The following is a 13,105-nucleotide window of genomic DNA, read 5'->3' as shown; positions in this document are numbered from 1 at the left end:
GCATGGACCCCCATCCCGGCCGACGAGGGCATCGGACTGGACGCGGAGTCACTGGCGGTCAGGCCGGACGATGTACCAGCCACCGGATGGCGTGATCCAGATGAGCAACCCGGGCCAGATCTGGTGGAGTTTCCAACCCGGGGACTGTTTCAGCCGGTGGTGGCGTCGGCAGAGCGGGGCGAGGTTGCAACGGCAGGTCAGGCCCGGCCGCCACGGGATCGTGTGGTCAAGGTCGCAGCGCCGCGAAGGCTGATTGCAGGTGGGGAACACACACCTGCTGTGGCGGGCCTCGATCTCCTGGCGCATGGCGACGGGCGGCCGATAACCGGGGCTGCCGTGGCGCTCCTCGTCACCTTGGCACGCAACGTCGCGGGCACCTGCGAGCTGGTCACGTATCCGCCCCGCTGCCTGCCGGATGGCATGTGGCAGGTCGCGGGGATGGACGCGTCCGCGCACGTGGTTCAGACGCCGATCCACCTCGTCCGCGAGACCCACAAGCTGCGCATCGGCAACACCGGACTCGTCATCGAGCCGAGCACCGATCGCCTCGCCCTGGTCCGTCACGCTGAGGACGCTCACCGGCCCGATCGGCCGGGACTGTGCATCAGTCTCGTCGCACGTCTGGGAAAGAAGGGTGCGGACGGCTTCGGGAAGCTCGACACCGTGCAGGAGCCGAGTGGCGAGGTCGGCGCGTACGGTGCTCAGCGGACGCGGGTCACCTTCGGCCTTGATGCCGTTCGCCGCAGCAGTGATCTTGTTGAAGATGGCGTGGGCGTCCTCGGTCGCCAGATCGCACAGCGACAGATCCGAGGTGCCGGACGGCGTGTCCCACAGTTCCAGGCGCCGCCGCCGGACCGCTTCGCGCTTACGCTCTTCGATCGCCTCGGGCGCGAGTCGCTGCGCGAGTCGCTTGATCCGGCGGCGGAGCTGCCCGGTGGTCTGCTCAGGCGCCTTCTCCAGGGCAACGCACTGGACCTTCCTCGCCACGTCACCAGGAAGGTTCTCGGTGACGTCGCAGATCACGCGGGCCTTCGCCATGTCGACGTGACCGGCGGCCAGCGCCTCTCCAGTTCGTGCAAGCGGGCCGGTCAACTGTTCAGCCAAATGGACCAGGGTGGCGGCGGCGTTCCCAGTGACGGTGAGAGCGACGGCGACCTCTTCGGCTACCGATTCGCGGGCCGAGAGGACCCGGTACTCGGGGTCACCGGACTCCTCGGTGCCAGAGTCTTCCTCGGATGTGCGGCGGCGGGTGAGTTCGGCGATCGCGGCCAACTCCCGCGCCTGCGCCCAGGAAGTCTGCCGACGGGCGGCCGCTGCGACCTGGAGGAGTTCGTCATCGGTCAGATCCGCCAGGCGCTCTTTCGTCCCCGACAGGCAGACCGCCAATTGCGGGCCGGGCGGGAACCACGCCCGGTCTTCCCATTCACGCTGCCCACCACCGATTGTGGCGACCTGAGCGGACATGGACACGGGGGTTCACCTCCCAACCCGAATTGCCACCTCAATTATAGCGCAACCCACCCCCAATACCACCGGACAATTCAGACACTTCCAATTACGATCACCATCTTTTTCGCCACCCCACAAAAGGACGCTCCTTGCGGCCACCGATCATCCAACGGTCAGCGCGGGCTGAGCACGGCTTTATCGGATCGGGGTGGTTGCGGCAACTGGACGGCTAAGGTGCCTCCCAAACCAAAGATGCGCACCCCGCACCAAGTCGCCGGTTGCTGTCACGTTGGTTGCGGTCAGAGACACGAAGCCAGATGCACAGGTGGAAGGCAAGCGCGGGTCAGGGCCCGAGCGCGCGCTCCGCGCGCGCCATCACCGACGACCCCCACCATCACCCGCCCTCGCCGACCGCTTTTCCGCGCGAAGCGCGGCACCGACAGCACCCCGCACGAACCCGCAGATCAAACACCCCACCCCAACCGACAACCGCAACCAACGTGACAGCAACCGGCAGCACACCTGAACTCGCGCACCCGCCTTCGGAAGGCCACCGCAACCGCCCACTCACCGGAACCACATAAAACCGATAAAAAAGGGACCTCAGCCCCGCGCCGACCGCAAGCCAACCAGCAACGACCAGCCAACTAAAGCGAAAGCCCCACGCCAACCTGCACCGGAACCCGATACACCATCCTCATAACCGATTAATCGATGACAGCGATCACAACACAGGCGTAGACGATCACAAGGCGCTCACAGATTCGGAAGAACAACGCCAAGCCCGTGCCCGCAAGACCGCTAGACCGCTAGAGAAACAGCCGCCCACCAGAAGGCCCACACAGGTCAGCGCCCCCGCCCATCAAGACGGAGGCGCTTTCCCTTACGTCCAACTCCGCTGCAGCCAGTTCCGCTGCGCTGCAGTCAGTCTCCTTGCGGCAGGAACTAGTCGGCGACGAGTCGCGCCCCCCACCCACCAACCGTGTACTCGCGCTGCCGCCTCACCACATAGCGCCCCGGCGTGCAGCCAGAAGCGCCGTGCTCGGGATGAAGCAGGTACACGGTGGCGGACGCCTCGAAGACGCCGATCGCGAGGCCGATGGATTCCCCCACCCGCCGCGTCCAGCGGCAGGTGCCGGGGTCGGCGACGAGCGTATGCGGGTTGCCGCCCGCCTCGCCCCGCAGCAGCTCGACGCCCTCGGGCGGGACGTCCTGCCATTCGACGTCCGGCCGGAGCGACAGGGAGGCGGAGACTTCGGCGAAGGGGATGACGATCAGGTCGCCCTGGGCCTGGAGCCCGTCGACGACGGGGATGCTCACCGACTGCTCGAGATGGTCGAGCACGGCGAGTCCGGTCTGCTGCGAAAGGGACGCGAGAGTCACGGTCATGTGATCACCTTCAGGTTCGGCGGACGAGACGTGAGTACTGGTCGGCGGACAGCCCGTAGGTCCAGCCGGCGGCGGCGACCGGGTCCGGGATGGCGGCCGGCACGGTCAGCCCGTAGCGGCGGCGGCGCCCGTCGCGCTCGACGGAGCCGTTGACGGCGAGCAGCACCCTGGTCTGCTCGCGCAGGTCGTAGAGGCGCAGTTCGGAGCCGGGGTTGCCGGGGTCGGGCGCGACGGCGACGAGCCGGAGCCCGGCCCGGTCGATGTAGTCGCCCCACCCCATGTTCTCGATCGCGCACCGCCGGACCTCGACGTTGGTCTCCCGCTCGATCCGTTCAACGTCCGGGTCGTCGATCACCCACGCGGGCACCCGCGTGCCGTGCCAGGCGTGGACGTCCCATCCGTCGCCGTACCGGAGCGCGGGGCCGTCCGAGCCGTGCAGCCGCACCCGCCCGTCGTCGTCCCAGATCTCGGTGTGCAGCTCGACGGGACGCTCGGAGACGACGCACACGTGCTCGCGCGGCCACCACCAGCCGCACGACCGGACCAGCGCCCCCCACAGGCCGAGCAGCCGCTCCTGCTCAGGCGTGAACACCACACCGGACGTCCGGCGGACGGCGTCGTAGTGGGCGACCCTGGAGAGGCACCAGGCCGAGTACCAGTCGAGCACCCGTCCAGCCCTCTCACGGCCGCCGAGCGCCGGCCGCAGCGTGCTGCGCACGGACGCCATGAGCGGATCTCTCACGGACTGGCCCACGATCCGCTCCACCAGCGGATGGCCGCGCGCGACCGTCGCATCGAGCCCCACGGTCAGCTCGCCGAGCAGACGGCGGAAACGCGGCGGCAGCGGCCAGTCGGGGAATCGATCTGGAGCCTCGGATGCCCGTACACCGGGCGGGACGGTCTCCAGCGCGGCCACCGGCGACGCAACCCAGTGGAAACGAGGCGGGCCGAGGCCGATCAGGCGGTAGAACTCGGAAATGGCCGCTTCGGCGGCCGGACGGTCGGCGGGCTCGGTGGACAGCAGGTGCCCGAGCCATTCCGAGCGGACGTTCGCAGCTTCCCGCTGCGCGTAACCGCTCACCGGACGAGGGCGGCGACGCCCCTTTCATCGATCATGTGCCGGATGATCGCAGATCCCGCTCCCACCCGTCCACCCTTTTCCGCCGCCTCGCGACGCGTCCGCGGATGCGGCGTGCCGCGCGTTCCCCCATCCTCCTCCTGATCGCCTGGATCATCCCGGTCTCCAGGCCGAGCGCGAGCCGAACCTCGTCGGCGACCCGGTAAGCACTGCCCAGCGGCGCGTCCGTCAGGAGGTTGTGCATGCAAGCGAAGGTGAGCCCGCGCCCAGGGTCGGCGAACATGAGGCCGACGCCGCCCTGCCACCCGAAGGCGATGGTGTTCCCCATCGGCACGAGCCCGACCTGGTAGCCGAGCCCCTTCGGGATGGGCGCCCTCGTCACCCTGTCCTCCCAGGTCGTGACGGCCTCCGAGAACCGGCCGGCCGTGGCGGGGCCGACAAGGCGGACACCGTCCACCTCCCCGATGAGCGCGGCGAACATTCGGGCGAGAGCATCGGCCGTCGCCACGCCGCCGGCCGGGCCCGGCAGCATCCAGCTTTCCGGCCGGTTCCCCAACTCGGCGCCTGCCCGCAGCCAAGCCGGGACGACCTCATGGAACAGCGAGCCAGGCGGGAAGTCGCCCAACAGGTCTGAGCAACCCGCCGGACGACCTCACCCAGGATGAAACCAAAGGTCAGGGCGTGCCATCCGGTCGCGCTGCCGGGCCGCCAGAGCGGTCGAAGGTCGGCGATCCGCGCGCACATCCCGTCCCAGTCGGCGAGGTCCTCCAGGACGACGCCGGGCGGCGTCTGCGGTACCCCGGCGGTGTGCGTGAGGACGTGGGCGAGGGTGATCCCGACCTTCCCGTGGGCGGCGAACTCCGGCCAGTAGGCGGCGACCGGGACGCCGTAGTCGAGCTGCCCGCGGTCGGCGAGCACATGGACGAGCGTTGAGATCAGACCCGCGGCCGGAAAGAGGGTGCGCTCGTCGACCAGACGGCCGGTGGTCGAGTCCGCGACGCCGGCGCACACGTTCACCACCCGTTCGCCGTCGAGGTAGGCGGCGACCTGCAGCCCGACCTCCTCGCCGGAGGCGATACCCGGCGCGGTAAGGCGGTCGGCGAGCTCCTGGATGCGCGACTGAGCGTCCAACTCAGGCCCTTCGGGCTCGTAGGCCGCGCACTAAGGCGGTCTTAGGCGGCGGATATAAGGCGTCGTCCCCATGTGGGGGGTGGGGGCTTAGGACGAACCTTGTACATGTCAGGCCACAAGGGCCCGGCGGGAACGAGGAGTCAGACATGATCCGCCCGGAGATCGACAAGGTCATCATCAACGACCGCGTACGCGTACTGCGCAACGAGGCCAAGGACGCGCGCCGCGTCCGGATTGCGAAGGCCCTGAAGCGGTGACGCCCGCCGCCTGTACGCAGCGCACGCCCCCGTCCGAAGAGGACGGGGGCGTTCTTCTTTTCCGGCCGCGCTGCCAGACTCGCTGCCAGCCGCGCTACCACCCGCGCTGCCAGACGCGGGCTACGCCCCAGCGTTGGCGGGCGCCAGCGGCGCACGTCCACGAATCAGATCGGCAGCGCGCTCCGCGATCGCAATGGTCGGCGCGTTCGTGTTGCCCCGGGGAACCGTAGGCATGACGGAAGCGTCCACAACCCGCAGCCCCTCAACCCCCCGCACCCGCAGCTCCGCATCGCACACCGCACCGTCCCCGCCCATGGCGCACGTGCTGGTCGGATGGAAAAGCGTCGCGACCTCGCGGCGGACGAACTCGGTGACGGCCTCGTCGGAGTCGGCCTGCTCCCCCGGCGCCCACTCGCCGCCGACCAGCGACGCGAGCGGCCCGGACGCGGCGATCTCGCGGGCCTGCCGGACGCCCGCGACCAGGATGTCCAGGTCGGCCTTCGCGGCGAGGTAGGCCGGGTCGATCAGCGGCTTGGCGTACGGGCTGGCCGACCGCAGGGTCAGCGCGCCGCGGCTCTCCACCGCGATCGCGGTGACCATGACCGACAGCAGCCGCTCGGTCACGTCGACGAGCCCCTGGTTCACGAACGGCGTCGGCAGGACGTGGTACTGGAGGTCGGGCGCGGGCAGCCCCTCGACCGTCCGGACGAACCCGCCCGCCTCGGCCACGTTCGACGCGTAGGGGCCGCGCGCCAGCGCCTGGTACAGGGCGAACGCGCGCGCGTTGGCCTGCTCCCACAGCACCTTCGTCCGCGGCGTGGCGAACATGACGTTCACGAACGGGTGGTCCTGGAGGCCCTGCCCCACCGGCGAGTCGACCAGGACGTCGATGCCGAGCGAGCGCAGGTGGTCGGCGGGGCCGACGCCCGACAGCATGAGCAGCTGCGGGCTGTTCACCGCGCCGCCGGACAGGATGACCTCCGCCTCGGCGCGCGCCGAGTGCGTCTCGCCGCGCGCCTCGTAGCGGACGCCGACGGCCCGCCCGTCCTCGATCACCACGCGGGTGGCGAGGGCGTCGGTGACGACGGTGAGGTTCGGCCGGTTCTCGATCGGGTGCAGGTACCCGGCGGCGGTCGACCAGCGCCGGCCGCGCTTGTGGGTGACCTGGTAGAAGCCCACGCCGTCCTGGTCGGCGCCGTTGAAGTCGGGGTTGGCGGCGAGGCCGTACGCCTTCGCCGACTGCACCCAGGCGCGGGTCAGCGGGTGCTTGTAGCGCAGGTCCTCGACGCGGAGGGGGCCGCCGACGCCGTGGTAGGGGAGGTCGCCGCGCTGCTGGTCCTCGGCGCGCCGGAAGTACGGGAGCAGGTCCTCGTAGCCCCAGCCGTCGCAGCCGTGCGCGTCGCGCCAGGTGTCGTAGTCGTACCGGGCGCCGCGGATGTAGATCATCGCGTTGGTGGACGAGCTGCCGCCGAGCGTCCGCCCGCGCGGCCAGTACACGCTGCGGCCCGCCGCGTGCTCCTGCGGGACGGTCGCGTAGTCCCAGTCGTAGGGGCCCTTGATCAGCGCCGCCACGGCGGCCGGGATGTGGATCTCCGGCGCGTCGTCGGGCGGGCCCGCCTCCAGCAGCAGGACCTTTACGGAGGGGTCCTCGGTCAGTCTTGCGGCGAGGACGCAGCCCGCGCTCCCCGCTCCCACGATGATGTAGTCGTACACGGCGGCCTCCGGGGTCTTTCCGGAACCCTACCGAACGAGCTTCGGAGAACGGCAGGGCTAGGCTGCGGGACATGGCGAAGAACAGGGACAACCCCGTCGTACTCTCGCGCATCTACACCCGGACGGGCGACGACGGCACCACCGCGCTCGGCGACGCGTCGCGGACCCGCAAGACCGATCCGCGCCTCGCCGCCTACGCCGACGTCGAGGAGGCCAACGCCGCGATCGGCGCGGCCCTCGCGCTCGGCTCGCTGCCGGACGACGTCGCGACGCTGCTGGTCCGCGTCCAGAACGACCTGTTCGACGTGGGCGCCGACCTGTGCGCGCCGGTCGTCCCCGACCCGCAGTACCCGCCGCTGCGCGTCGAGCCGTCCTACATCGAGCGGCTGGAGGCGGCGTGCGACGAGCACAACGCCGAACTTCCGGCGCTGCGCAGCTTCATCCTCCCGGGCGGGACGCCGGGCGCGGCGCTGCTGCACGTCGCGCGGACGGTGGCGCGGCGCGCCGAACGCACCACCTGGGCGGCGATCGAGGCGCACGGCAGCGCCGACGAGGTCGCCGAGGGCGGCGTGAACCCGCTCACCGCCAAGTACCTCAACCGGCTGTCGGACCTGCTGTTCATCCTGTGCCGCGTGGCGAACGCCGGGCACGGCGACGTCCTGTGGAAGCCGGGCGGGGAGCGCTGACCCCTCCGTGCGGGCGCCGGTGGTGGGGCTAACCCCACCACCGGCTCACCGGCTCCCCACCTGGTACCGCCGCCCCGTACCGGACAGGCTGGTCATGTACGGGGCACGGCGACAACGGGAGAGACCACGTGAGGACCCTGACGGGCACGGCAGCGCTGGCGGCGGTGGCGGCGGCGACGCTGACCGCCTGCGGCAACGTGAGCTTCGGCACCGGCCACGAGGACCGCTCCTACACGGCGCCGGCCGGCGTCGCCAAGCTGACGATCGCGGGGAACGGGAACCGGGTCGTGGTGACCGCGTCCGACTCCCCCGGCATCGAGGTCAACGAGCGGCTGCGCTGGTCCAACGACAGGAACAAGCCGCGGGTGAAGCACGTCACCGAGGGCACCACGCTGAAGCTCACGGCCAAGTGCGGCGGCCAGGCGATCGGGTTCGGGTCCTCCTCGTGCGGCGTCTCCTACCGCGTCCGGGTGCCGCGCTCGATGCCGGTGGAGATCGAGAGCCGGGACGGGCGGATCGACGCGTCCGGGCTCGGCGGGACGGTGCGGCTGCACACCCAGAACGGCTCGATCAAGGCGACGGACCTGCGGGCGTCCAACGTCTCCCTCAGCTCGCAGGACGGCTCGGTGCGCGTCTCCGGCCGCGTCACCACCGCCGACGTGCGCAGCGAGAACGGCTCCGTGGACGCGACCGGGCTCACCGCCGGGAAGCTGACGGTCCGCTCCGCCGACGGAAGCCTCCGGCTCAGCGGGACCGCCACCGTCGCCGACCTCCGCAGCGACAACGGCGGCATCGACGCGCAGGGGCTGACCACCGAGCGGCTCACCGCCCGCACCAGGGACGGCGGCATCGACCTGCGGCTCGCCGCGCCGCCCGCGAGCGTCGACGCCGACACCGACAACGGCTCCATCAAGCTCTGCCTGCCGCCCACCGGCGAGAGCTACGCCATCAGCGCGGCCACCGACAACGGCGGCAAGGAGATCGACCCCGCCATCCACGAGGACTCCCGGTCCGAGCGCAAGATCAAGCTCGCCACCCGCGACGGCGGCATCCTCGTCGCGCCCTACTGAACGACCGACTAGACGACCGCGCCGGTCTCAGCGGACCTGGTAAGGCCCCTCCCAGACAGGCGCACGCCCGGACGGGATGAGCGGCAGCACCAACCGGGCGCCGCCGTTGACCGCGACCGTCGTCCGGGCGAGATGCTGGAGGACGTGCGCGACACCGTCGGTGTTGGTGTCGAGGAGCTTGAGGTTCACGTTCTTCACCCGGTCGCAGCGGGCGTGGTAGCAGGGGTCGTACGCCTTGCCGGCCCGGCCGCCGAACGCCTTCGCCTCGGCGGCGGTCTTCACGCCCTCGGCGCCGGTCGCGATGCCGCCGGCCGGGATGCCCTTCGCGATGAACGGCCCGTAGTCGGAGCGCCCGTCGAACGCGCCCTCGACGGTCGGCAGGCGGCGGCTCTTGAAGTAGTCGCGGAACATCTTCTCGATCGCCCCGGACCCGGCGGGCGCCCGCGTCCCGGCGCCGGTGGAGCCGTCGCCGTCGTACACGCCGCGGACGCCGTTGGGCGAGCCCAGCATGTCGAAGTTGAGGTTCAGCGCGATCTTCTCCCGTTCGGACGCCCGCAGCGACTTCACGTAGTGCGCGGACCCCCGCAGGCCCTCCTCCTCGGCGCCCCACCAGGCGAACCGCACCCGGTTGCGCAGCCCGCCCTTGCCGAGCTCCTTGATCTTCCCGGCGATGGCGAGCAGCGCCGCGGCGCCGGTGCCGTTGTCGTTGATCCCCGCGCCCTCCGGGACGCTGTCGAGGTGCGCCCCGGCGACCACCACGTTGTCGGGGTCGCCGCGCTCGGTGTCGGCGATGACGTTGGACGACGACCGCTTCCCGTGGACGGCGTCGACCTTCACCCGCAGCCGCAGCCCGGCCTTCGCGCCCTTCCCGGCCTTCGCGCCCTTCGCGGTCTTCGCGCCCTTCGCGGTCTTCGAGCCCTTCGCGGTCGTCCCGCCCTTCGCGGTCTTCCCGCCCCTGGCGCCCTTGGCGGCCTTCGCCAGCGCGGCGCCCAGTTCGTGCGTGACGCCGATGACCGGGATCGCGGCGGTCTTCGACACCGTCCCGTTCACCGGCCCCTTCTCCTTCGCCGTGTTCGCGACGACCACGGCGGACGCGCCCGCCGCCCGCGCCCGCTCCGCCTTCACCGCGAACGTGCACGTGCCGCGCTGGACGACGGCGATCGAGCCCTTCGCGAAGCCGTTGAAGTCGCTCTTCTCGCAGCCGCTCGTCCCGTCGCCCTTGGCCGGGTAGTCGACGGCGACCGCGGCCGCGGTGACGTCCCCGGCCCCCGAGTAGGCGAACGTCAGGAAGTCCTTCTCCCGCTCGTAGGACTTCTTCGACGGCGCCGTCCGCGCGAACACCGCGTCGGACCTCTCCGCCCAGTACGGGTAGGTGAACTTCTGCACCTTCGGGGAGAAGCCGGCCTTGCGGAGGCGTCCGACCACGTACTTCACCGACACCCCGTAGCCCGAGGTGCCCGCCGCGCGGTTGCCGCCGTTGTAGTCGGCGATCTCCTGGAACGCGGCCAGGTGCGCCTGGACGTCCTTCAGCGTCACCAGCTTCGCGAGGTCGGGGCGTTCCGGCGCGGCGCCCGCCGCCGGAAGGGCCGCCGGCAGGAACAGCGCGGGCAGCGCCACAGCGGTGCCGGTGAGGAGGTTGCGGCCGGTGATCAGCTTGCGCACGTGCACTCCAGCGGACGGGGACCGAGCGGACCAGGAGCGATCCTGGTCCCGCGCCCCGGGCGCCTCAAGCAGCGCCGCCGCCGCCAGGACGATTCGATACCGGCGCCTTACCAGGCCATGCCGCACCGCCGCCCGCAGGGCACCCGCCGGCCCCACAAAGCGGAGCTCACTCCGGTGGGCGCAGATCCACCGGAAGTCCGGGCGGGGCCGCCTCCAGCCACGACAGGAAGCCGGTCAGCGCCTCCGCGCCCATCGCCAGCTCGACGGTCAGCTCCCCGTCCCGCACCTCGATGACGCTCACCTCCGGGAGCAGGCCCTCGGCCTCCTCCGGGCCGGGCAGCCGCCGGTTGGACACGACGAGGCCCCGGCGGTGGATCACCTGCCGGGGCCGTCTGCGGAAACCGAACACGCGGTGCCAGTGGAGCTCATCGCCCTTGTACCGGCCGATGCCGAGCCGCCACACCCCCGGAGCTCCGCCCTCCCGGGACAGTTCACGCAGGCTGCACTCCACGGTGCCGCCGCCGCGCGTGAACAACCAGCGGCGCACCGCCATGCAGACGAACAGCAGGGCAGCCAGCAGGACGAGCGCGGTGAGCGCACCGCCCACCTCCACTGCCAGCTGCTCGCCCAAGTCCCCCGCCGTCCGTCGAACTCCGGACCTCGATGTCAGACCACGATCTCAGGCCCCGACCCCAGGCTACGATCCCGGGCCACGACCCATGGCCACGATCCCGGGCCATGGTGCCGAGCCTGATCTTAGGCCCGATGTTAGGCCTCGATGCCCGCCGCGCGCAGCCGCGCCCGGGCGCGCCGCTCCGGCGTCGCGTCCTCGCCCGCCAGTTCGAGCGCCGAGTCCAGCGCCCGCCGGGCCTCGTCGACGTCGATCTCGCCGCCCAGCTCGGCCTGCTCCGCCAGCACCGACACCTTGTCGGCCGCGACCGAGAAGAAGCCGCTGCCGACCGCCGCCGTGACCGGCTCGCCGCCGTCCGCCGGCTCGATCTTCACCACACTGCCGTCCAGCAGGACGCCCAGCACCGGGGCGTGGCCCGGCAGGATGCCGAGCGACCCCTCGATGGTCTGGGCGACCACCATCTTGGCCTCGCCGGTCCAGATCTCGCGCTCCGGCGAGACCAGCCCGACCCGTAGGGTTGCCACGTCTGTTTCCTCCGAATACTGGAGCGGTACCGGCGGGGCCGCCCCCGGACGCACGGCCCGGGTGCGGCCCCGCCGGTGCGGACTACTTCTCCAGCTCCTTGGCCTTCTTCTCGACGTCCTCGATGCCACCGCACATGAAGAACGCCTGCTCGGGCAGGTGGTCGTACTTGCCCTCGGCCAGCGCCTTGAACGAGGCGACCGTCTCGTCCTTGGAGACCGTCACACCGGGCTGCCCGGTGAACTGCTCGGCCACGTACATCGGGTGCGACAGGAAGCGCTCGATGCGCCGCGCCCGCTGGACGGTGACCTTGTCCTCCTCGGACAGCTCGTCGATACCGAGGATCGCGATGATGTCCTGCAGCTCCTTGTACTTCTGCAGGATCCGCACGACCTCCTGGGCGACCTCGTAGTGCTCGTTCCCCAGGATCTGCGGGTCCATGATCCGCGAGGTGGAGTCGAGCGGGTCGACCGCCGGGAAGATGCCCTTCTCGGAGATGCTCCGGGAGAGCGTCGTCGTGGCGTCCAGGTGCGCGAACGTGGTGTGCGGCGCCGGGTCGGTGATGTCGTCGGCGGGCACGTAGATCGCCTGCATCGAGGTGATCGAGTGACCGCGCGTCGAGGTGATCCGCTCCTGGAGCACGCCCATCTCGTCGGCCAGCGTCGGCTGGTACCCCACCGCGGACGGCATGCGCCCGAGCAGCGTGGAGACCTCCGAACCGGCCTGCGTGAACCGGAAGATGTTGTCGATGAACAGCAGCACGTCCTGGCCCTGGACGTCGCGGAAGTACTCCGCCATCGTCAGCGCGGACAGCGCCACGCGCAGCCGGGTGCCCGGCGGCTCGTCCATCTGGCCGAAGACGAGGGCGGTGTCCTTGAGGACGTCCGCCTCGTCCATCTCCACCCAGAGGTCGTTGCCCTCACGGGTGCGCTCGCCGACGCCGGCGAACACCGAGGTGCCGCCGAAGTTGCGCGCGACACGGCGGATCATCTCCTGGATGAGGACGGTCTTGCCCACACCCGCGCCGCCGAACAGGCCGATCTTCCCGCCCTTGACGTACGGGGCGAGCAGGTCGATGACCTTGATGCCGGTCTCCAGCATCTCGGTCTTGGACTCCAGCTGGTCGAACGCCGGGGCCTTGCGGTGGATGCCCCAGCGCTCGTTGATCTCCAGCGACGCGGTCGGGGCGTCCAGCGCCTCACCGAGGGCGTTCCACACGTGGCCCTTGGTGATGTCACCGACGGGGACGGCGATGGACTCGCCGCTGTCGGTCACCGGGGCGCCGCGGACCAGGCCGTCCGTCGGCTGCATGGAGATGGCCCGGATCATGTTGTCGCCCAGGTGCTGGGCGACCTCGAAGGTCAGGGTCTTCTCCTCGCCGCCGAGCGTGACCTGCACGTTCAGGGCGTTGTAGATGTCCGGGAGGGCGTCGGCGGGGAACTCCACGTCGACGACCGGGCCGATGACGCGCGCGACGCGCCCGGTCGCGGTCGCCGTCTCTACCTGTGCAGTCATTA

Annotated in this window: 11 protein-coding genes and 1 pseudogene; 2 read left to right on the top strand and 10 right to left on the bottom strand. The window is 70.9% G+C overall.

Annotated features, from left to right (window positions below):
- Positions 1 to 48: 48 nt before the first annotated feature.
- The 6 genes and pseudogenes from ETD96_RS01065 to ETD96_RS01035 form a co-directional block, all read right to left on the bottom strand.
- Entirely contained in the window at positions 49 to 1,464 is a 1,416-nt protein-coding gene (locus ETD96_RS01065; RefSeq protein ID WP_138632518.1) for an HNH endonuclease signature motif containing protein, read from the bottom strand.
- A gap of 930 nt (positions 1,465 to 2,394) precedes the next feature.
- Entirely contained in the window at positions 2,395 to 2,838 is a 444-nt protein-coding gene (locus tag ETD96_RS01060; protein WP_138632515.1) for a hypothetical protein, read from the bottom strand.
- A 10-nt stretch (positions 2,839 to 2,848) separates the two neighbouring features.
- Positions 2,849 to 3,919: a DUF6745 domain-containing protein gene (locus ETD96_RS44335; protein WP_171068787.1), complete on the bottom strand. Its 1,071-nt coding sequence runs from the start codon at positions 3,917 to 3,919 to the stop codon at positions 2,849 to 2,851.
- 31 nt (positions 3,920 to 3,950) lie between these two features.
- Positions 3,951 to 4,472 carry a serine hydrolase gene (locus ETD96_RS01045; protein ID WP_338072523.1) on the bottom strand — a complete coding sequence of 174 codons (522 nt, stop codon included), beginning with the start codon at positions 4,470 to 4,472 and terminating at the stop codon, positions 3,951 to 3,953.
- Between the two features lie 125 nt (positions 4,473 to 4,597).
- Positions 4,598 to 5,047 (bottom strand): annotated as a pseudogene (locus ETD96_RS48030) (serine hydrolase domain-containing protein); the annotation flags it as partial.
- A gap of 377 nt (positions 5,048 to 5,424) precedes the next feature.
- Positions 5,425 to 7,017 (bottom strand): GMC family oxidoreductase, encoded by a 1,593-nt coding sequence (locus ETD96_RS01035; protein WP_138632500.1) that lies wholly within the window; start codon positions 7,015 to 7,017, stop codon positions 5,425 to 5,427.
- Positions 7,018 to 7,088: 71 nt separating this feature from the next.
- Between ETD96_RS01035 and ETD96_RS01030 the strand changes: the two genes are divergently transcribed.
- Positions 7,089 to 7,703 (top strand): cob(I)yrinic acid a,c-diamide adenosyltransferase, encoded by a 615-nt coding sequence (locus ETD96_RS01030; RefSeq protein ID WP_138632497.1) that lies wholly within the window; start codon positions 7,089 to 7,091, stop codon positions 7,701 to 7,703.
- A 128-nt stretch (positions 7,704 to 7,831) separates the two neighbouring features.
- Complete coding sequence (locus ETD96_RS01025) at positions 7,832 to 8,773, top strand: DUF4097 family beta strand repeat-containing protein (RefSeq protein ID WP_138632495.1); 942 nt, start codon at positions 7,832 to 7,834, stop codon at positions 8,771 to 8,773.
- A gap of 27 nt (positions 8,774 to 8,800) precedes the next feature.
- Here ETD96_RS01025 and ETD96_RS01020 read toward each other — a convergent pair whose 3' ends face one another.
- The 4 genes from ETD96_RS01020 to atpD form a co-directional block, all read right to left on the bottom strand.
- Positions 8,801 to 10,435 carry a M28 family peptidase gene (locus ETD96_RS01020; RefSeq protein WP_240807056.1) on the bottom strand — a complete coding sequence of 545 codons (1,635 nt, stop codon included), beginning with the start codon at positions 10,433 to 10,435 and terminating at the stop codon, positions 8,801 to 8,803.
- 166 nt (positions 10,436 to 10,601) lie between these two features.
- Positions 10,602 to 11,066 (bottom strand): DUF2550 domain-containing protein, encoded by a 465-nt coding sequence (locus ETD96_RS01015; RefSeq protein WP_138632492.1) that lies wholly within the window; start codon positions 11,064 to 11,066, stop codon positions 10,602 to 10,604.
- A gap of 137 nt (positions 11,067 to 11,203) precedes the next feature.
- Complete coding sequence (locus tag ETD96_RS01010; RefSeq protein WP_138632489.1) at positions 11,204 to 11,590, bottom strand: F0F1 ATP synthase subunit epsilon; 387 nt, start codon at positions 11,588 to 11,590, stop codon at positions 11,204 to 11,206.
- Positions 11,591 to 11,672: 82 nt separating this feature from the next.
- Positions 11,673 to 13,103, bottom strand: coding sequence for a F0F1 ATP synthase subunit beta (gene atpD, locus ETD96_RS01005; protein WP_138632486.1), 1,431 nt, complete (start codon positions 13,101 to 13,103; stop codon positions 11,673 to 11,675).
- Positions 13,104 to 13,105: the final 2 nt, after the last annotated feature.

The organism is Actinomadura geliboluensis, from assembly GCF_005889745.1.
Taxonomy (GTDB): domain Bacteria; phylum Actinomycetota; class Actinomycetes; order Streptosporangiales; family Streptosporangiaceae; genus Spirillospora; species Spirillospora geliboluensis.
The sequence above is the reverse complement of the archived record's forward strand: the minus strand, read 5'-3'. Positions and strand labels throughout refer to the sequence as shown.